The organism is Mucilaginibacter robiniae, from assembly GCF_012849215.1.
In the GTDB taxonomy this organism is placed as follows: Bacteria; Bacteroidota; Bacteroidia; order Sphingobacteriales; family Sphingobacteriaceae; genus Mucilaginibacter; species Mucilaginibacter robiniae.
This window is the reverse complement of record NZ_CP051682.1, coordinates 524,418-545,010: the sequence shown is the minus strand read 5'-3', so window position 1 is coordinate 545,010 and position 20,593 is coordinate 524,418. Positions and strand designations below refer to the sequence as shown.

21 protein-coding genes are annotated in these 20,593 nt (G+C 39.0%); 12 read left to right on the top strand and 9 right to left on the bottom strand.

What is annotated here, in order from left to right; translation table 11 throughout:
• Positions 1-33: 33 nt before the first annotated feature.
• A complete protein-coding gene (locus HH214_RS02540; RefSeq protein WP_169605851.1) occupies positions 34-1,119 on the bottom strand; it encodes an SMP-30/gluconolactonase/LRE family protein in 1,086 nt (361 codons plus the stop codon).
• A gap of 221 nt (positions 1,120-1,340) precedes the next feature.
• On the opposite strand from HH214_RS02540, the gene HH214_RS02535 reads away from it, so the two are divergent.
• Both HH214_RS02535 and HH214_RS02530 read left to right on the top strand, forming a co-directional pair.
• Positions 1,341-1,661 carry a hypothetical protein gene (locus HH214_RS02535; protein ID WP_169605850.1) on the top strand — a complete coding sequence of 107 codons (321 nt, stop codon included), beginning with the start codon at positions 1,341-1,343 and terminating at the stop codon, positions 1,659-1,661.
• Between the two features lie 78 nt (positions 1,662-1,739).
• The gene (locus HH214_RS02530) at positions 1,740-4,037 is read left to right on the top strand and encodes a TonB-dependent receptor (protein WP_169605849.1); all 2,298 of its coding nucleotides are present in this window, start codon (positions 1,740-1,742) and stop codon (positions 4,035-4,037) included.
• A gap of 95 nt (positions 4,038-4,132) precedes the next feature.
• Here the strand turns inward: HH214_RS02530 and HH214_RS02525 are convergent, their stop codons facing one another.
• The 4 genes from HH214_RS02525 to HH214_RS02510 form a co-directional block, all read right to left on the bottom strand.
• Positions 4,133-5,026 (bottom strand): DUF2382 domain-containing protein, encoded by an 894-nt coding sequence (locus tag HH214_RS02525; RefSeq protein ID WP_211166292.1) that lies wholly within the window; start codon positions 5,024-5,026, stop codon positions 4,133-4,135.
• 80 nt (positions 5,027-5,106) lie between these two features.
• On the bottom strand, positions 5,107-5,754 hold the full coding sequence (locus HH214_RS02520; RefSeq protein WP_169605848.1) for an OmpA family protein: 648 nt from the start codon (positions 5,752-5,754) through the stop codon (positions 5,107-5,109).
• A gap of 85 nt (positions 5,755-5,839) precedes the next feature.
• Positions 5,840-6,649: a YsnF/AvaK domain-containing protein gene (locus HH214_RS02515; protein WP_169605847.1), complete on the bottom strand. Its 810-nt coding sequence runs from the start codon at positions 6,647-6,649 to the stop codon at positions 5,840-5,842.
• Positions 6,650-6,702: 53 nt separating this feature from the next.
• Positions 6,703-7,137 carry a YsnF/AvaK domain-containing protein gene (locus tag HH214_RS02510; protein ID WP_169605846.1) on the bottom strand — a complete coding sequence of 145 codons (435 nt, stop codon included), beginning with the start codon at positions 7,135-7,137 and terminating at the stop codon, positions 6,703-6,705.
• Positions 7,138-7,417: 280 nt separating this feature from the next.
• On the opposite strand from HH214_RS02510, the gene HH214_RS02505 reads away from it, so the two are divergent.
• The 3 genes from HH214_RS02505 to HH214_RS02495 all read left to right on the top strand — a co-directional run bounded on the left by HH214_RS02505 (position 7,418) and on the right by HH214_RS02495 (position 10,260).
• A complete protein-coding gene (locus HH214_RS02505) occupies positions 7,418-7,840 on the top strand; it encodes a hypothetical protein (protein WP_169605845.1) in 423 nt (140 codons plus the stop codon).
• Positions 7,841-7,939: 99 nt separating this feature from the next.
• Positions 7,940-9,184, top strand: coding sequence for an NAD(P)/FAD-dependent oxidoreductase (locus HH214_RS02500; RefSeq protein ID WP_169605844.1), 1,245 nt, complete (start codon positions 7,940-7,942; stop codon positions 9,182-9,184).
• A gap of 11 nt (positions 9,185-9,195) precedes the next feature.
• Entirely contained in the window at positions 9,196-10,260 is a 1,065-nt protein-coding gene (locus HH214_RS02495) for an oxygenase MpaB family protein (RefSeq protein WP_169605843.1), read from the top strand.
• 23 nt (positions 10,261-10,283) lie between these two features.
• Here the strand turns inward: HH214_RS02495 and HH214_RS02490 are convergent, their stop codons facing one another.
• Positions 10,284-11,054, bottom strand: coding sequence for an AAA family ATPase (locus HH214_RS02490; protein WP_169605842.1), 771 nt, complete (start codon positions 11,052-11,054; stop codon positions 10,284-10,286).
• A gap of 263 nt (positions 11,055-11,317) precedes the next feature.
• Between HH214_RS02490 and HH214_RS02485 the strand changes: the two genes are divergently transcribed.
• The 4 genes from HH214_RS02485 to HH214_RS22205 all read left to right on the top strand — a co-directional run bounded on the left by HH214_RS02485 (position 11,318) and on the right by HH214_RS22205 (position 13,295).
• Positions 11,318-11,887, top strand: a complete 570-nt coding sequence (locus HH214_RS02485) for a C40 family peptidase (protein WP_169605841.1) — start codon at positions 11,318-11,320, stop codon at positions 11,885-11,887.
• 30 nt (positions 11,888-11,917) lie between these two features.
• The gene (locus HH214_RS02480) at positions 11,918-12,391 is read left to right on the top strand and encodes a TlpA disulfide reductase family protein (protein ID WP_169605840.1); all 474 of its coding nucleotides are present in this window, start codon (positions 11,918-11,920) and stop codon (positions 12,389-12,391) included.
• A gap of 8 nt (positions 12,392-12,399) precedes the next feature.
• On the top strand, positions 12,400-13,011 hold the full coding sequence (locus tag HH214_RS02475) for a thioredoxin family protein (protein ID WP_169605839.1): 612 nt from the start codon (positions 12,400-12,402) through the stop codon (positions 13,009-13,011).
• Between the two features lie 161 nt (positions 13,012-13,172).
• A complete protein-coding gene (locus tag HH214_RS22205) occupies positions 13,173-13,295 on the top strand; it encodes a hypothetical protein (protein WP_256367682.1) in 123 nt (40 codons plus the stop codon).
• Here the strand turns inward: HH214_RS22205 and HH214_RS02470 are convergent.
• On the bottom strand, positions 13,288-15,195 hold the full coding sequence (locus HH214_RS02470) for a DUF3857 domain-containing protein (RefSeq protein WP_169605838.1): 1,908 nt from the start codon (positions 15,193-15,195) through the stop codon (positions 13,288-13,290). The genes HH214_RS22205 and HH214_RS02470 overlap by 8 nt on opposite strands.
• Positions 15,195-17,165, bottom strand: a complete 1,971-nt coding sequence (locus tag HH214_RS02465) for a transglutaminase domain-containing protein (RefSeq protein WP_169605837.1) — start codon at positions 17,163-17,165, stop codon at positions 15,195-15,197. The genes HH214_RS02470 and HH214_RS02465 overlap by 1 nt, the downstream gene beginning before the upstream one ends.
• 294 nt (positions 17,166-17,459) lie before the next feature.
• Between HH214_RS02465 and HH214_RS02460 the strand changes: the two genes are divergently transcribed.
• The 3 genes from HH214_RS02460 (at position 17,460) to rpmA (ending at position 19,465) form a co-directional block, all read left to right on the top strand.
• Complete coding sequence (locus HH214_RS02460) at positions 17,460-18,491, top strand: 3'-5' exonuclease (protein WP_169605836.1); 1,032 nt, start codon at positions 17,460-17,462, stop codon at positions 18,489-18,491.
• 160 nt (positions 18,492-18,651) lie between these two features.
• Positions 18,652-18,960 (top strand): 50S ribosomal protein L21, encoded by a 309-nt coding sequence (gene rplU, locus HH214_RS02455; protein WP_169605835.1) that lies wholly within the window; start codon positions 18,652-18,654, stop codon positions 18,958-18,960.
• 100 nt (positions 18,961-19,060) lie between these two features.
• Complete coding sequence (gene rpmA / locus HH214_RS02450) at positions 19,061-19,465, top strand: 50S ribosomal protein L27 (protein ID WP_169605834.1); 405 nt, start codon at positions 19,061-19,063, stop codon at positions 19,463-19,465.
• A 388-nt stretch (positions 19,466-19,853) separates the two neighbouring features.
• Here rpmA and HH214_RS02445 read toward each other — a convergent pair whose 3' ends face one another.
• Entirely contained in the window at positions 19,854-20,513 is a 660-nt protein-coding gene (locus HH214_RS02445; RefSeq protein ID WP_169605833.1) for a LysE family translocator, read from the bottom strand.
• Positions 20,514-20,593: the final 80 nt, after the last annotated feature.

Sequence of the window (20,593 nt, the reverse complement as noted above, 5' to 3'; positions counted from 1 at the left end):
TAGTAACGTTTTTATCAATAAGCAAATAGGTGATTATGGTAATTTCACCTTAAACAATCTGAACGGATACTCTACTTTATTCTCACCATGATTGTATTTTTTAGCCCGGTTAATCTGTGAGCAAGTCAGGTATAAATAACCATCTGGGCCTATGGCAAAAGTGTCTGGCCATATCAGTCGCTTATCCTGCACTAAAGTTTCTAAGTGGCCATTAGACGTTACATAGCGTATAGCTTTGTTGGGCGAATCGGTTAAGTACACATTGCCTTTGCTGTCAGCAATCATACCATGTGATATGCCGGTTTCACTCACCAATTCCACATGTTTAGAAAGTTCGGCATCCGTAAGGGATCGGTTTGCCAGATAATCTACAGCAATGCGATACAGTTTAGTTTGATTGATAGCTCTAAAGTAAAAGTATTTAAAATCATGAGTAAGTGCAATACCATTCACGTTCGAGCTAAAAGCTTTTCCTCTATCATCCACTACATCTTTACCATCCAAATGCAATTTAAAACCAGGTTCAGCTTTAGTTGATTTATCTTCTTGTAGTACCTGACGGCTTTTACCTGTCTTTAAATCCAGTATTATGATAGAAGAAGTTTTAGGTTCTGATAAGTAGGCTAATTGACGCTTGGTATCAATCCGCACATCATTCAACGCAATTTTTTCACGTGGTAAATCTTCAAAGCGATACACATGTTCTACCTGATTGTTGGATAGATTAATTTTTAAAAGCTTTACGCCTGTGGGTATTGTAGTACCATCCATAGGGTTAGCCGGATCAAGTATCCACAAATTGTTTTGATCATCAGGCCAGGCGGCTTGTGCGTTTACAAAATGCCGATCGGCTTGAGTTGAGTCATATTTGTTCCATTCAGCATCTGGATAGGGGCGGCGCTGGCCATTCACCAGTTCAGCCACGCCATACTCATACGGCATGTGGCGCGGAAAGGTAATGAATATACGGCCAGTTTGCGTAACTGCTACGCCAATAGGTTGATAATGGCCGAACTGTGCCACTTCTATCAGTTTAGCTGATTCCTGTTTGTCTGGCTGTGCATAGGCAGTTAATGTAGTCATGAGTAGGGTAGTGTAAATCAGAACGAGAGCTTTCATTGCATCGCTTTTGTGTTGGGTTTATTTTGAACGTTTTAATCAGGAGTTAGTTTACCATATCTAATGAGAAGAGGTGTTTATACTGCCTGTTGCTACATAAACATTTATCATAATGTTAACACTTAAAAGCGCCGAATGTATAATTTGTAATATTTCAGATATAAAAATCAACAATCTTTATAGATAATTGCTGAAGTGATTATATTTGCCCGATTAGCGCTTTGAAAAAACGTACGGCCAAAATAGCTGCATCCTGGATGCTTTTACTAACCTTCTTGGTAGGGCAGGCTATTGTATTTGGGCATACGCACGTTTTAAAAAAAGCAGATTATACTACAAGCACTAAAAAGAACAGAGCAGGAGCAACTACTGATGATCAATGTCAGATTTGTCATCAAAGCAGCCATGCGCCTCTTTTTCTGCAAACCTTTCATTTTCATTTCTGGACAATAAGCAGCAGTTATGCTTACCTTACCTATACACCTGTATATGAAGGTGTAAAGCTGTTGTTATCGGGTAACCGCGGGCCTCCGCAGTGCTAAGCTTCCTTATACCGTGCAGTTCTTCAAATTGAGGGCTGTGGCTTTATTTTACCCTATTTTATTGTTTATTACACATTTATGAAACTGAAATTTCTATTCAGCTTACTGCTGTTTACTATACCTGCATTTTTATTTGCTGCCAATTTAAGCTCTTTTACCGGTACGGTAACTGATGCAAAAACACACCAACCTTTACCTGGTGCTACCGTTACTCTATCGCAATTGCGCATAAGTACAGTGGCGGATGTAAACGGCCATTTTACATTTAACACCTTGCCATCACGTGGCCGCTACGTAATCGAAGTTCGGTTTATCGGTTATCAGGATATGGTACAAACCGTTGACTTATCGGCCAATGCAACATTGGATTTTGCTTTGGTACCTAGTATTGTTGAAACCCATGAAGTGGTAATTACCGGAACGCCAATTGCCTCCAATAATAAATACAACAGCACTTCGGCTACGGTAGTAAACAAAGATCAGCTGCAAAATGGCGCTACCAACCTGATTGATGCATTAGCTAAACAGGTACCTGGTGTAAGCCAAATTACTACTGGTCCCGGCATATCTAAACCCGTTATACGTGGTGTGGGTTACAACCGTATAGTTACTGTTAATGATGGTATCAAGCAACAAGGCCAGCAATGGGGCGATGAACATGGTATTGAGATTGATCAAAACCAAGCTGATCGGGTAGAGGTATTGCGTGGTGCAGCATCTCTATTATACGGTTCAGATGCAATTGGTGGTGTAATTAACGTGCTGGAACCATTAGCACCTGCTCCGGGCCAGTTAAAAGGTGAAGTGTTATCGAGCTATTCTACCAATAATGGCTTAACTAACAGTTCGGCAATGCTGACTGGTAATGAAAATGGCTTTGTATGGCGCGGACGCGGTTCTTACCAAAATGCCTATAACTTTAAAACGCCTGATGGCTATTACATTAATAGTGGTTATAATAATACCAGCTTAAGTGGTATGCTGGGGCTGAACAAACAATGGGGATATTCACACCTGAACTTTGAATATTTCAAAAATAACATAGGCTTTAATGATGCAGACCCAGGTGACCCGCTGTACACTAATGATAAATCCCGTACGCTTGATTTCCCTCGTCAAGATATCAGACATTATAAATTAGCGTTAAACAACAACTTCATTATTGGTTCAGGCTCATTGAAATTAGACCTGGGCTATCAGAAAAACCAACGTCGTGAGTTGGATGAGCCAACGCCTGCTTTGTTTTTCGATTTAAATACGTACTCGTTAGATGCTAAATATTACTTAGCTGAAACTAATGGTTGGCAACCGGTATTTGGCGTGAGCAGCAGCGAAGAACATAGCGTAAATAAAGGAACAGAGTACCTGATTCCGGCGTATGATCGTACATCGGCCGGTGCTTTTGCTTACATCAAGAAAACTTGGAATCAAAATACATTCAATGCAGGCTTGCGTTTTGATTACGTGAAAAATAACGGTAAACAGTTAATTCTTGAAGATGAGGAGCAGTTTGCAGGTTTTAAAAACACCTTTAATAGTTTTACCGGTGCATTAGGTTATACGCACGTGTTTAACGATGTGTTTAGCTTTAAAGCGAATGCAGGTACAGCTTTTCGGGCTCCTAACCCTGCCGAGTTGGGATCTAACGGCGTGCATGAGGGTACTACTCGATACGAAATCGGTAACGCCAATTTGAATCCGGAACGCAGTTATCAAGCAGATGCTACTTTAGAGTTTGGACACAACATTGTAACTGGTAGCTTGGGTATATATGAAAATTATATTCATAATTACATTTACGCATCAGGTGCTAAAGGCGATCAGATTACTGTACCAGCAGAAGATCCTGACGGTTCTCCTGAAACCTTTGATGTGTATCGTTATGGTCAGGTAAATGCTAATTTGTATGGCGTGGAAGGTAATTTAAACATTCACCCTACAACTTTTATTCACCTAGATAATAGCTTTGGCTATACTCATGCTCAAAACACATCGCTTGATAGGGCATTACCTTTAATTCCAGCCGGTGTAATTCATAACACGTTACGCCTGGAGCCTAAGGTAAAAGGCTTGGAAAACTTCTATGTGTACGTAGGTGTTGATAACTTCTTTAAACAATACCGAATCGATCCAACTTTTGAAACACCTACTAACGCTTATACTCTGCTGAATGCTGGCGCAGGTGCAACCTTACATATTGGTACCCAGCAATTAAAACTATATGTATCAGGTTATAACTTAACCAACAAGCGTTATTATGATGCCTTGAACAGATTACGTCCTGGCCGCTTTTCGCAAGAGGATCCAACTTATGGTGTGTTAAATCCTGGCCGTAATATCACATTCGGTGTTTACTTGCCATTTAATATTAAATAAGCTACAGGTAAATTATTGCTCAGTTACTAATAAAAGAAAAGGGCTAACCACTAGGTTAGCCCTTTTCTTTTATTAAAATGATCTACAAAAAGCGATTATAATAAATCTTTCTTGTTGGTATCATCAAACCTTTCTGTTTCTACCTCAGTATTGCGCACGGTATCACGTATGGTTTCTTCTTTTTCCTCTACGTCTTTGTTTACACGTACCTCTTCTACCACGCGGGCTTCTTTACTAACTACGGGTACTTCAGCATGTTCAGTTAGTTCAATTTCACCTTCTTTAAAGGTATCCAAATCTGAACCCACTACTGGTCTGTCAACAGGCGTACGTTCTACACGTACGTGTTCTTCTTTCAAGTTAATGGTTTCCTCAACTGGGCGTTCCACAATGTTGGAAGTAACACGTACACCGCCGGTTTCTACTTCGCGTTTTCCTACTTCCAGGTTTTCTTCAATTACCGGGATAGATTGCGCATCGGTAGTAGCATCATGTGCTGGCAAGCGGCGGTTGTATAAACGGTTCTGATCAAACTGCTCATGATTGTAGAACTCTGCATTATGAGTAGCGCCATAAGCACCGGCAGCTACGCCAGCTGCACCTAAACCTGCAAAGATGTCACGAATGCGGCTTTCTGTATCTGCATTTAATGAGTCTTTAGTGTAAAGAGGTAAAGCTGCAATTTGCTCAGCGGTTACGTTAGGCAAAATTACATCATCGTCATCCTCGTCTAGCTCAGCAATACCAATAGGTACTAATACTTTACGGGCTTCTAATGAGAAGTCGTTAGCATCAGTATCCAGCACAATATATCGTACTTTACGGGTATCCGGATTAAACAGCAGCTCTTCTACATCACCTATATTTCGGCCTTGGTCGTCTTTTACATCCCAGCCTTTGATGTTAGGTTCACCGTCAACTATTTCGTAATCACTGCCACCCAGCTCTTCCAGGCGGTTATAATCAGTGTTATTATCATTTAAAGCCATGTTGTTCGAATTTTTAAGTTATTGAACTGATTGTATAAATGAAGCAGGTAAACCTGTTTACCTGCTTCCGTAACGTTAAATTAATGAGATGTACTATCAGGTACTGCTACAATTTCTACGCTGCGATTTTGCTGGCGTCCTTGAGCAGTAGCATTGGTAGCCACCGGTTTAGATTCACCCAAAGATTTAATGTATATTCTGGATGAGTCAATTTTACCATTGCTGATTAGCCAGTTACGTACTGATGCTGCACGCTGTGCACCTAAGCCTTTATTGTATTCTTTGCTTCCCTCGTCATCTGTACGGCCATAAATACCGATCACTGAATTTTTGAAACGTTTGTCTAATGATGACGCAATTTGTTTTAGTTCTTTATCGGCGCTGCTTTGTACGGCACTTTGATCGGTACCAAACAATACGTTTTCACCCAAACTATAAATAGCATATTTATCACCACCTTGTACCGTAATTGTAGTATCGGTAATCTCTTCGTATGATGCTTTTGGTGCATTAAAATCTATACCGCTAAAATCAGCATGAGTAGTGCCTACCTTTGTGGTAGAAGTACTGTCAGTAGTAGTTGCAGTTGAATCAGTTGTGGTAGTTGTACCATTTTTGTTGTTGCATCCACGCAGGAAGAAAAATAATAAACCCAGAGCTATTAACAATAATAAAAGCCAAAGCCACCATGGGGTTTTGCTTTTGGGTTGAACATCTAATTCGGCCATAATTTTGATAGTTTTAGTAAGTTGAAATAAAAAATTATAAAAAAGCCATCAGCTAACATAGTAGCTGATGGCTTTGTATTGCTTATTATAAAGCGCTGGTATCTGTGCTACTGCCTGAAGTGTAAGAATCGCCTTTTTTCAGGTTCTCTACGTCCACTTCGGTGTGGCGTACAGTATCACGTATGGTTTCTTCTTTTTCGGTAACTTCTTTGCCTAAACTTACTTCTTCTACCACGCGGGCTTCTTTATTTACCACGGGTACTTCAGCATGTTCGGTAACTTCAACCGTGCCTTCTTTAAAGGTGTTAAAGTCAGCCTCGGTAGCTGGGCGGTTTACAGCAGTACGTTCTACGTTAACATGTTCATGACGTAAACGGATGCTTTCTTCAACCGGACGTTCCACAATGCGGCTACGCAGGCGTACACCACCGGTTTCTACTTCACGTTTACCAACTTGCAGTTCTTCATTAATTACCGGTATAGCACCGCTAGTGGTTGTATCGGTAGTAGAAGTATAATCGTTATTGCTGCCGGTAAAGTTTTCTTTATCAGCATAGCCCTGGCCCGACCATTCGTTTACGTCAACAGCACCATAGTTATCTAATATTTCTAAAGCACGTTGTGCTTCGTCTTCCGACTTGGCATGTACGGTTACAACGGTGCCTTTACGACCAGCTTCAGTGTATTTAGTGCGGGTATCGTCTTCATCGCTGCTAAATAGGTTGCTGAAAAAGTTACCAACACGATCACTGGTATCGGTTCCTGTTGTGTCACTAACGCCATCTTGAGTGGCTATATCAACGGCATCGTTAGAAAATCCGTTGTTAACTAAATATTGTTTTGCTTCTTGTGCTTCGCTAGTATAGCTAAACACTCCAATTACTGTGTGCGACATAATAATTAATTTTAATTGTTTTTATGTTAGATGTTAATTAATGGAATGTGAGGTTATAAGTTAGTTATCCGGTTAACGGTAACTTCTTCTTTACGTAGGTTTTCCTGAACGTTAGCTGAGGTTTCGGTGCGGCGCTTGGTAATGTGTATTTCTTCAACCAATACCAGTTGTTTTACCAAAATTTCCTTAACTACCGATATAATGGTAGTATCACCTTCCTGACGTACACCAGGCGGAGGCGTATTAATGTACTGGTTAAAAGCTTTTTTCTCAACTACAACGTCTTCTTGTATGACAGGAACACTAACGTTTACCGGCTCTGTAACTACTTTTTTAGATACATGCACTTTGCCGGTTTCAATTTGTTTTTTATCAACGTGCAATTCTTCCTGTACTACAGGGATTACTGAATCCGACGTTTGTGCCGTTTCTTGATTCCTTGTATTCAGGTTTTGTTCCGTGCCTGTAAATATCTTCCAATCTTTCATTACAGTTGATAACTAATAGTTAATATGTGTTTTTTTTAACTATGAAAATGTATGATATAAAGTATTGTAGAGTTATAAAGTTTTTAAAAAGTAAAATTTAATGAACGTTTAAATGCCTAAAAGGCCGTTTTATAGCTGTATTTGTATTGAAATATTGAAGGCATATTAATCTAGTTGTGGATTTACTTAAAAGAAATTTTTATTACAGTTGCAGAAGAAATATCGAATTTGGTTAAAACTAATTTTCGATAAAAGCCTTTAATTAGAAAAAGGATAACCTATGTTTGACCAAATATTAGAAATGGTGAAAGACCACATTGGCGGTAATCCGCAGGTCGCATCAGCTATACCCAACGGACAGCAGGATGCTGTTCATAAAGAAATTGCCAGTCATATTAATGAAGGAATTGTTAACCAAGCATCAGCACAAGGTGGTGTAGGTGGTTTATTATCATCATTAACCGGAAGCTTATCATCCGGTAATCCAGTAACCAGTGCTATTACTGGCGGATTAGTTGGTAGTTTAGGTAGCAAATTTGGTTTGCCACCAGCAGCTACCGGTGCTATTGCTGCGGCTTTACCTGGTATTTTGAATAAGTTTGCTCATAAGGCTAATGATCCTAACGATCCAAGCATTACACCCGACTCAATCCAGAGTTCTTTGCCTGGTGGTTTAGGTGGTGTATTAGGTGGATTATTCTAAAATTGAATGATTAATTATTACATAAAGGTAGGTACATTCGTATCTGCCTTTTTTTATGATAATAAATCAGTTTAAAATTTTTGCTGTTACGTGTAAATCATGAATAAACCCTATGTTGATGTTTTAATTATAGGTGCCGGCCTAGCCGGACTTACAGCCGCAAAGCTGCTGAAACAAGCGGGTAAATCGGTAAAGGTACTGGAGGCATTGGATGGCGTAGGGGGGCGGGTGCGTACTGATAAGGTAAATGGTTTTTTGCTCGATCGCGGCTTTCAAGTGTTGCTTACAGCTTACCCGGAAACGCGAGAGTTGCTGGATTATGAATCATTAAACCTGAAACCATTTGTACCCGGTGCATTAATTGTAAATGAAAAAGGCAGTACCGAATTGGGTGATCCATCACAACAGCCTTCTATGTTACTGGAAACGCTTTTTTCCTCAGCCGGCACTTTGGTTGATAAAGTAAAGGTGTTACAACTAAAATTGAAATTAGCAGGAATCAGCGTTGATGATTTGTTTAAACATCCTGAAACTACCACGCTGGAGTACCTGGAAGATTACGGTTTTAGTAAGCGCATTATTCAGCAGTTTTTCCAGCCTTTTATGGCTGGTATATTTCTGGAACCGGAACTGCGCACATCCAGCCGGATGTTTGAGTTTGTATTCAAAGTGTTTAGTGAGGATGATACTTCTGTTCCGGCTAAAGGTATGGGCCGTATAGCCGAGCAACTGGCGCAAGGCTTAACCCCTGATGAGTTGATACTAAATGAACGTGTGGTGCAACTGGATGGACAGATTGCCATAACTGCATCAGGACAAAAATATTTTGGGAGTAAAATTATAATGGCTACTTACCCGGCTGATTTTCCTTTACCATATCCGCGGCAAAAGGTAAAAAGCCATGCCGTGACAAATTTGTATTTTACGGCTAATCAACCGCCTGTTGCTAAGCCTATCATCGTACTGAATGCATCGGCACAAAAGCTTGTGAATAATTTAGCGGTGATGGACCAGGTGTCGGCAGATTATGCACCATCCGGAAAATCGCTGATTTCGGTTTCTGTGTTAGGTGATCATAGCCGGGAGCCAGATGCAGTGTTAGGTCAAAAAGTTATACAAGAGCTAAGTAAATGGTATCCGGATAGTTTAAGCTGGCAACATTTAAAAACTTATCACATTGCCCATGCTCTGCCTGAAGATGCTTCGGTACGTAATGAAATTAGCCCGCTTGGACTGAAGCGGAGTGAGCACCATTATGTTTGCGGTGATTACTTGCTAAATGGCTCCATTAATGCAGCGCTGAAAACCGGCCGAATGGTTGCCGAAATGTTGATAGCTGGTTAAAACCTAGATTTATGGAAGAGGTAGTTGTGTATAGTGATGATTTCTTATCAACACAGCGATTAGTAGCAGATCCGGTTGTTGATACGTTCATAACCCATACGTTTGCCAACGATCAAGATAAAACAGCACTACGTAATTACTTGGATAGTTTAAAAGCTAATCACCAACTGGATGTTTTGCCAACAGCTTATGCCAATGAAACTTTATTTGCACAGGCTAAGCAATTGCCACCTTGGGCCGATAAGCGGCAAATGCAGCGAGGTGCAGCATTTTTTGCCCGGCATGCCTCATTGGTGCTTAATATGCTGGGGTTATTATCATTACCTTATGATTATGCCGGTGCTAATGGCGCTATGGTGTTGTACCTATCAAAGCGCTTACGAAACGATGCCGCGATGCGTTTGCAGGAAACCGGGCAGTTTGTGTGGGATGTTATGGCGCCCAATGCTTTTGCACCTGAAGGTAAAGGTTTTATCAGCATATTAAAAGTACGGCTGATACATGCCACTGCACGGTACTATACCTTAAAAACCGGTCAGTGGGATGATACTTGGGGCGTACCCGTGAACCAGGAAGATATGGCCGGTACCAACCTTTCGTTTTCGCTACTGGTTATCCGTGGGTTGCGCAAATTGGATTTAGTAGTAAGCTATGATGATCAGCAAGCTTTTATGCACCTCTGGAATGTGGTAAGCTATCTATCTGGCGTGCAGGATAGTTTATTGCCGCAAACCGGGAAGCAGGCTATTGCTTTAGCAAAGGCTATACAGCAACACCAATTCCGTGCTTCTGAACAGGGCAGAGCACTGACCCAAAGCCTTATTGAGTACTTTCAGACTGTTAAACTACAATCACCACTTACAGCTCAGAACATAGTACAATTAATGCGGTACTTACTAGGAAACGAAATAGCCGATTTACTGGCTATCCCGGCCGGAGAAGTATCACAGAGTGTATTAAATCTGCTTAAAATTAGTGGAACCCTGCAAGCGTTAAAGCCTCAATGGTCGGTTAATCAGGATTACCTGAACCAGTATGCAGCTTACAAGAAGCAACAAGAGGAGTGGAATAGTTAACAATAAAAGAGTACCCCTGTATTTTACCTAGTATGAAGCAAACGGTCGACTACATACTTAGGGTTTCGAAAAAAATCATGGTAGGATTGAAATAGTTGTGTTTGCTCATAAGTTCGCACTTGTATGCCTTGCTCGCTAAACTCGTAAATTAAGGCGTTTGGATAAGCCAGTAATATGGGTGAGTGTGTAGCAATAATGAACTGCGATCTTTGCTGTATTAGTTCATTCATCCTAATAAGCATGGCCATTTGGCGTGAGGGGGATAAAGCGGCTTCTGGTTCATCCAAAATGTAAAAACCATTACCACTGAACCGATGTAAAAACAGAGACCAAAAGGATTCGCCATGCGATTGTTCGTGCAGTGATTTCCCTCCATAAGAATCAATTATTTTAATTTGCTTTACGTTTATATGGGTAGTTCCCGGTTCGTCTTCATCCAAACGTTCAATTTCTGAAGCCATGTTAAAGAAGCTTTCACTTCTTAGAAAGAAGCCATCTGTATGTTGATGAGTACCTCGTGAGGTAATTATATGCTTATGCAAAGCAGAATGTGATGCTCGGGTATTGAAATTAAAATTCGCAGACCCACCTTCAGGGTTAAAGCCTGATGCCACAGCAATAGCTTCTAAAAGTGTTGATTTGCCGGTACCATTCTCGCCAACAAAGTAGGTTACTAGAGGGTGAATGCCAATTTTATCATGATTGCTAAAAAATGGCAGAGAAAAAGGATACTTATGGTTGTTTACTCTACTTTTATCAAAGTAAATGTTGGTTAATTCTCCTCTTGAAGGCATAAATTGTTGGTTACTAAACGTAGCTAGTCATAAATATATAAAGCATTTTATTTTGTTGCAAATACAGCTTTATTGGATAAGGTGAGATAATATCTTTCTTCTTATGAACCTAACCTCATAGGCAATACGTAAAATGCTATGTAAAAAAGACTTCTTAATAATGTTGTATAAGGTTGATTGTTGCAAAATGTTGATAACGTATGGAAAACTATTTCCAAACAATTTAAAACAAGTGGAAAAGCCTATTGCCTATCTTTAAACTTATGAATTTAAACTATTGCCCGCGTGTTGTTATAATGTTGCTGCTGGCCATTATGGCTTTAACTTCATGTAAATCTAAACGAGCTGTGATGAAAGGTGCGCCGGGCGAGGTCGTTAGGCCACAAGGCTTTATAGCCGACAAGTATGCTGAGCTGATGGGAGTAGATAGTAAAGATATTACTAACGGTCGGTTGTATAACTTTATTGAGCAATGGGCTGGTACACCTTATCGGTTTGGCGGCATGGATCATGATGGTATTGATTGTTCGGGTTTGGCGCTTTTACTGGAACAACAGGTGTATGGCGTTAATATTCCACGCATGACAAGCCAACAAGTAAATAGCATTAAGCGCAAGTATGAAGATGAACTGCAAGAGGGTGATTTGATATTTTTTGATTTTGACGGTAAAAAGTTTAGTCATGTAGGCGTGTACCTGCAAAATGGATACCTAGTTCATGCCAGCTCTAGGCGTGGGGTAATTGTAGTGAAACTACGCGATCCGGCTATGTATAAATATTTTTCGAGAGCAGGTTCGGTAATATTAGGTAATAGTATAGCAAAAAGTGAATAACTTTGTTAAAATGGCAGCGTTTTAAGAATTATGAAAAATCGCCTATTATTATCCATTTTACTATTTATCGTAAGCATTACCAGTTTCGCGCAGGTAAAGCGCATTACCTTACCACAATTGGAAAAACGCATTAGTAATACGGATACTGTTTACGTAGTTAACTTTTGGGCTACCTGGTGCGGGCCTTGTGTCGCCGAATTGCCTTACTTTAACCAATTGCAAACTACTTATGCTAAGCAGCTCCTCAAAGTGTTGCTGGTAAGTATGGATTTTGATTCTAAGTACCAAGCCGTAAATACTTTTGTACGTACCCACAAGCTGGTTCCTGAAGTTTACTTGGCTTCACGCAAAAGCGATCAGGAGTTTATTGATGGCATTAATAAAGATTGGAGCGGTGCCTTGCCGGGTACACTCATTGTTAATGGCAAAAAAGGCTTCAGACAGTTTTTTGAGCAGGAATTTACTTACGACGAATTGAACAAGCTTTATCAAACCCACAAATAAAATTTACCATGAAAAAATTAATTGTTCTATGCTTTGTTGCGCTGGCTAGCGTAGCCTTTAAGCCAGCCGAACCAGGTTATAAAGTAGGCGATACCGCTACTGATTTTAAGTTGAAAAATGTAAACGGTAAAATGGTATCATTAGCCAATTATAAATCAGCTAAGGGCTTTTTGGTAGTATTTACCTGTAACCACTGCCCATATGCCAAAGCTTATGAAACACGTATTATGGAATTAGATAAGATGTATGCTTCTAAAGGCTACCCGGTAATTGCTATTAGCCCAAATGACCCGGTTGCTGAGCCGGCCGATTCATTTGAAAATATGCAGAAAAGAGCTACTGAAAAGCATTATTCCTTTCCGTACCTGATTGACGAAACGCAGGATGTTACCCGTGCTTACGGTGCTAAAGCTACGCCGCACGTGTACCTATTGCAAAAAACAGCATCAGGTAATGTAGTAAAATATGTTGGTGCTATTGATGATGATACTCAGGGTACCAACGCAAGCAGAACCAACTATGTACAAAATGCAGTGAATGCTTTATTAGCTGGCAAACAACCTGAAGTAACTAGTACTAAAGCTATTGGCTGTACTATCAAATGGAAAAAGAGTGCCTAATAAAAGGTAGCTATAATTAATATTAAAAATCCCCAATGTGCTGAACACGTCGGGGATTTTGTTTAGCTAAATATTAGCAGCTATCATTCATAAAGTTAATACCTTGATAGTGAAAGCTAATTTATTATACTTAAACAACTTTTGGCTATTTTTGTCTTACTATGGCAAAAGAGAAAGAAGATTACTCATTCTGGACTACATACAAGCGCTTTGCCGGTAATGAAATACTCTTATATGTGATTATGATTATCGGTATCATTTTAGGCATTATCATCTTTAGTTAGTTTTAGTTAAAGCCACATTGTAATGATCGGCATCTGATACTGCCTGGTAAAAACTTACTAAATCCTGATAACTTTCTTTACTGTAAGTGCCATCAATAACTTGTAAACTGCGCTTATATATCAACTGGTGGTTGGCATTCAACTGGGCTGTGGCTTTAAATCTGCCAAAAGGTTTACTTAAAGTGACATTAAGAGGTTCAATGTCCAGTTTATAACCTTCGGGTATAGTATAAGTAATTTCATCCACATCGGTGTAACCACGGTTAATGTACAAGTTAGTAGTACGGTTACGAACTTCACGTGGTACGTTGTTGACACGATTTACCGGGTTAACCATGAAATATAGTTTTCCACCTGATTGCGTAGCAAAATCGCGGGCGTTAAATTTTAATTGTTCCTGGTTAGTTGGTTGTATGTTTTTAACTTGTTTAAAGCTCAGGCTTTCTATCTCCAGATTATTAATGGGATAAACTTCTTTCACCATTTTTAAATCTTTGTCGTTATCACTGGCTTCGTCAGGACGGTTTTCATACTGGGTTCCTTCAAAAAAGGTATTCATGTTGCCTGCTAGTTCTCCGTTAGCTTTCAACTCTAAAATAGCAGTACGAATTTGTTTATTTTGCTCGGCTGTATATTTAGGCGTATGCATTAAGCGGCCGCCTGCATCCGTACAGGCCAGTACCCAACGGTCATCAGTAAAGTCGCTTAGGAAACCAAATGGTATTTTCTGACTGGTGCACTCCAGCCAAGTGGTGTCATTTTTAAACGGTAAGCACAATATGATGTGATTGCCTTGCATACTGGCAAAATCAGTAAGTAAACTTTTTTTAGCAGAACCTGCTTGTACAATGCAATAGTATGAATTAATGTTTCCTGCTTTCAGTAAGGCTTGCGTGTAATTAACTAGTGCTTTGCAATCGCCATAACCTAAGCGATCAACATCAGCAGCTGGAAAAGGCTGATAACCGCCAATACCTACTTGTACACTAACGTAACGGGTTTTGCTTTGCATATACTCATAAATTACTTTAGCCTTTCGTTTCGGATCGCTAATAGTATCAGTCAGCTGATGAATATAGCCTATAGTAGCTTGTGGTAGAGTTGAACGTGACTTTAACAGATCATCATATTGCCATTTACCTAGCTCGTTCCAGTTGGTAAATGAACCGCTATGGCCATCGTAGGTGAATTTTTCAGGTGCAATTTTTACTACAGGCAAATACTCTTCTGGATTTGGGCTATAAGGTTCACTACGACGAGCTTTTAGATTACTGATTGTCCAGGTGTAAACCTTTTGTCCGCTAGCATTGGTTGTAATGTTGGCTTGAGTCGGGCAATTTCGTTCTTTGTAATGAATATTAAAATTGGATGGGCAAGTAAAAGTATACGAACTGTTTTGTACTGCAATGCCTACGTCTTCTGCCGGAAACCAATCGGGAAAATTTAGCGATTGCTTAGATAATACTTCATAGTCATACTCGACAGTGTAAGGGTAAGATACTACTGATGGTTTATAATACTTTTCACGAATATCTTCAAAAAGGGAAGCATTGTCGGCTGCACTGTAATCTCTAAAATCTTTTTCGCTGATTTTACTTATAGGTTTACCAAATTCATCATATACTATACCCTTGATAGATTTAATATGATTCGCTTTATTGTAATAAATTGTTAGTTCTGCATCGTCGTCGCCAGTTTTATTCAGTACGGTGATTGCATTTTTGTAATGCTCAACAATGTTGTTTAAATCTTTTACCTCAACAGTTATATTATTACTGCGTACTACTGAGCCTGCATAAGGCAATAAATCTTTAGGAATGGAAGCTGCATCATAGCTTATTTGACCTGTAACTTTTAGTACAAACAAGCTCAGTAAACCAATAAGTAAAATATGCTTCATTATTTCTTTTTAAATATGATTTCTGCTCTTTCCGTTTGAATAATTTTATTGAACAGTTCTTTTAAATAAGGATATTCTTCAGGTGAGTATATTGAATTATTAAGCTGGATTAGATGAGAAAATGTAAACTCGTTATTTTGATTTTCAAATGATGTGATAAACTGGCCTCCTTGATTAGGTAATCTGATGCCTACATTTTCTGGAATAGTTTCCATGGTGTAATTATCTGGTAAATGTATTGTTAAAGTAACCCGACTATCTGAAGGGGCACCCATATCTACGGGGTAAGTACGTTCTGTAAGTTTAAAAGGATTTTCTACCAGCTTGTGTATAATGAAAGGATTAAAGGCTAGGCGTTCGTGGTTTAAGTTATCGTAAGCGTCAATTTCAATATTATACTTTTCAACCAACGTAGCATCCAAGCTATCTACATTCTCAACCTCTGATTTTAAAATTTTTATTTTCGGCATCTTTTCATCCAGGTTTTCCACGTATTCATCAACCGAATTAAATTTCTTTATAGCACGCCGACCATTATAGGCTTCGTATCCTTTCGAGTAATCGATTAACGTGCCGGTAAGTTTGCCATTGTTCTGCAACGTTAAATCAAGAATCATGAAGCTGCTTTTTTTCTGTGTTGCTTTCAAATCAATCCAGTACGATGGCTTATTAAGGCTTAGCACCCGGCCTTGGTCGTTAATGCAATCAACAGGTAGTAATCCAAATGGCAATAGAGGATCGGTTGCGTCCAGCAGGTAAGAAGTACCACCAATATTAGTTTTTGCTATCACATAGTTAAAATCATTAATCACAGGGTAAAGCTTATTAATGATACCATGATTGCGTGTGGAAAGTAAAACAGCTTCTGTGTTAATTCCTGCTGCATTCAGAGCCGCAACAAGTGCTAAGTTTACATCAGCCACGTTACCAGTATGCGTTTCTATAGCCTTGCGGATACCATTATCGGTAGAGTACCCGTAAAAGTTGTTGACTTTAATATTCTTTTGAATATAAGCATATATGGCTTTGGCTTTAGCCAGTTCATCTGTTTTTCCAGCCGTTATGACAGGTAGTTTATCTTTAAACAGATTTTCTTTACGCATTTGGCCGCCAAAATCTTCATCATGTTTTAGCGTGTAATCAATATCGCTCCACTCTTTAGTTATTTTTTGTTTACCGCCATTGTTCAAGTTTATATAATCCGTTAACTCGAAATACATACCCGAAATAAAGTTTTTGGCAGCAGTCATATAATCTTCTTCCTCAAAGGCTGGAATATCGTCCATAGCATATACTATCTTAGAACAATCACACTTAGTACTAGCTATTGAAAAGCAATCTCGTTCAAGTTCGGGTTTGTTACGAGTTAATTTAAATGGGCCGCGTAATGATACATTGTAATTATAAACCGCTGGGATATGTACTTCATATTCAGAAGTTACTTTAGGAATGTCTGATTGAAACATCCAAGATTTGAAGTTAAACAAGTACGGTGAACGTATAGTGTACTTGTAGTCAATTACACAGCCTTTGCCTACGTTGGGCATAGCAAATTTTACCAGATTATGGTATTTATCGCGGTTTTGTGCGAATACTTGTTTGCTGTCCAGATCTGCACTTTGCACCACACCATGATTGTTGTAATAATACGTTTTGCCTTCTACGCTTTGTAGTTCTTCGTAGGTATCATTATCGCTTTTGTTCAGTACAATCTCAACATTGCCTTGATCAAAAGCTTTGCTATCAAAAATTTTTATTTTAACATGATATTCATGAATCAGCCTAACCTGCTCATTGCTGCTGACCCAGGTTTTACCGTACTCCTGTAATACTACAGCATGTGCATTAGTGCTTTTGGGATAAGATTTCATTTCCATATCTTCCATTTTGTAGGTGCCATATGGAAAATCATCAGCTTGAGTAACAACAGAAAAAAGAATAAGAAAAAAGACTAGTAAAAATTGTTTCATAAAGGAATTTTAGGTTCTACTAAGGTATTTAAATTTTAGCAGGTTGAATATAGATATAGTGTGATAATTTTAGAGATTAAAGTGGTTGAGTAAGGTAAATTTATACGATAGGAAATTACAACAGTTATTCGATTTTAACTTTGCTATGTAAATTTTTAAATACAAAAATCTAGCTACTTATTTAAAGATTAAGTATTTTTTACTTAGATGTTGTGCTAAAATGCATTAACTCAAAAAATCTTCCTTGTCAATATTTTAAAAGAGTTTTACGACCTTTGCAGAAATACGTTGTGCATGAAACTAAACTTAAAACGCCCGCTTGCTTTTTTTGATCTGGAGACTACCGGCACTAGTGTCGGCACGGATCGGGTAGTGGAAATTGCCATTATCAAACTATTGCCTGATGGTATGGAAGAAAGCAAAACCTGGCTTATTAATCCAGATATGCCAATTCCACTGGAAACATCTTTAATACACGGCATTTATGATGATGATGTGAAAGATGCACCAGTATTTAAAACCGTAGCTGCTGAGATAGCTGATTTTTTAACTGACAGTGATTTAGCTGGCTATAACTCCAATAAATTCGATATTCCGATGCTGATGGAGGAGTTTTTACGTGCAGGTGTCGAATTTGATTTGAACGGGCGCCATTTTGTGGATGTGCAAAACATTTTCCACCAGATGGAGCAGCGTACGCTAAAGGCAGCTTATCAGTTTTATTGCAATAGACAAATTGAAAATGCGCACTCTGCTGAAGCTGACACCCGGGCTACCATGGAAGTATTACTGGCTCAGGTGGAACGCTATGCCAACATCGAGTGGGAAGATAAAAAAGGCAAACGTAGCATTCCGGTGGTAAATGATGTAGCAGGGCTGCATGAATTTACTAATTTGCACCGCACGGTTGATTTTGTGGGCCGCATGGTTTATAACGATGCAGGCGAGGAGGTGTTTAATTTTGGCAAGCACAAAGGTAAACGTGTGGAAGATGTGTTTGATATGGAACCTAGCTACTATGCCTGGATTATGCACGGTGATTTTCCATTATATACTAAGCGCAAAGTAGAAGAAATTTACAAACGCTGGAACCAGAACAAACCGGCAAAGCCAGCTCAGGCTAAACCTATACAGCCAAAACCAGCACCAGCAAAACCCATGCAAGGTCAACAGCCAGATAATAATAGGCCGAAAAAGGATTTTCAAAGAAACAATAACTTTAAGCCAAAGCACCAGCAACCTGTTAACCGTAAGAATGATGAACCGGCAACCCCGGTTAATAATGATATGCTGCAAATGCTGGCCAACAAGTTTAAAAAAGGATAAAATTTAATTTATGCCTTATCTGAACTACATTAGTAAGTTCTGAATAGTTTATTTTGGGTCTATGTTAGGATGATTATATTAAACAGGCATATTGCTTTATATAAATTATAATCTTATATTTGCACCTCAAATTTTTAACCATTTTAATTAATAATAACAAATGTACGCAATAGTAGATATAGCCGGACAGCAATTTAAAGTTGCTAAAGACCAGCAAATCTTTGTACACCGCTTACAGGGAGATGAGGGCGCTAGTATTGAATTTGACAAAGTATTGTTAGCTGAAAACGAAGGTAAATTTAGCTTAGGCAGCGCGCTGCAAGGTGCTAAAGTATCAGCCACAATCGTGTCTCATGTAAAGGGTGATAAAGTTCTGATCTTCAAAAAGAAAAGAAGAAAAGGCTACAAAAAGAAAAACGGTCACCGTCAGCAATTTACTAAAATCGCCATTACTGGTATTACATTATAATTAATGATGGAGGGATTGAAGGACTGAGGATTGAATTTTATATTCTCTTCATCAAAAAATCACTCATTCACTCATTCAAAAAATCAATAATTAAAAAAACATGGCACACAAAAAAGGAGCGGGTAGTTCCAAGAACGGCCGCGAATCGCATAGCAAACGTTTAGGTATCAAAATTTTTGGTGGTCAGCCTGCTATTGCTGGTAACATCATCGTTCGTCAGCGTGGTACCAGACATAATCCTGGTCAAAATGTAGGTATCGGTCGTGATCATACCTTATTTGCACTGATTGATGGTCAGGTAGTTTTCAAAAAGAAAGCTGATAACCGTTCATACGTTTCAGTATTACCGTTTGAAACTGCTGATGTTGCTGTTGAACACAAACCAGTAGTAAACGTTAACGTTGAAGAAGCTGCTTTACCAGTACACACCAATGGTTCAGCTACAGCCGTTGAAGCACCACAAACTGAAGCAGCTGCTGAAAGTGAAGAAGTAGTAGCTGAGTAATCAGGTACACTTACCAACAAAACAACTTTTAAATAGATACAAAAAAGACCTTCCACTTTTGGGAAGGTCTTTTTTGTTTTATGTTGATAGTGCTTGTCTTTTTAGCTTTTTATAGAACCTATTACCAAGGAATTTAAAACAGAAAGGTAGTTTAAGTTTTGCTTAATTCAAAAAGGAAAAATCAACTGTATGTTAGATAGTCTTATTTAAGGCATAGGGTAAACGTCCTTTAACAAACTTTCTTGATCATTGCAGGCTTTGATATAGAATAATAACAAGATACATTTGATGCAATGTCATGGATAGTATGAGACAAAGAGTACTATTCAAGCCTTATCAGGAAGGATATACGGCAGTATATATACTTAATTAGACTTTTTTTAGCGGCTTAACTGTTGGTGGTAGGCATGGTAAACACAAAATGTGTTACCAAACGATCAAAAATAATGAAGGCTGCAATAATCAGTGCAGCTCCAGCCACGTAGTTAAGACGGTGAACTAAAGTGACCGATATTTTGTTGCGCAGCTTATTGGCATAAAATGCCTTGATCACATCCATCGAGAATTGAACCAGTAGGATGGTTGAAAACATGATAGCAATTTTAATCTGCCGGTGTGGTACCCCCAAGTGGTAAATAGTGCTGGCTGTACCAATTACTGTAATCCAATGAAATAGTAGGGTAGGGTTGAAAATACACATCAAGAACCCTTTAAAAAAGTACCCAGCACGGTTTACGCTGACTGGTGTATGTGTGTTAAAGCTTACTTCAGCTTTTTTCAGCAGGTAGTAAACGCCTATTCCCAACAAAATAACGCTGCCGGTGATACCAGCCCACATTTTTGCTTGTGAAGAGACTTCAAAAAACTGCGATCCATACAGAATGGCACCTACAAATACAACATCACTGCATACTACACCTAATGCTAGGGCAGCGCCAGCATGAAATCCTTTTTCAATGCTGGTTTTTATTAATGCAAAAAAAACCGGACCAGTTATGAAGGTTAACACCAAACCAATTCCTATGCCCGAAATTACGGCTTCTATCATGCTACGGCTTAAAAATTAACCAATGCGAATATGCAAACTTATCTGATAAACAAAAAAAAGTAATAATGTTGCTTAAAGAA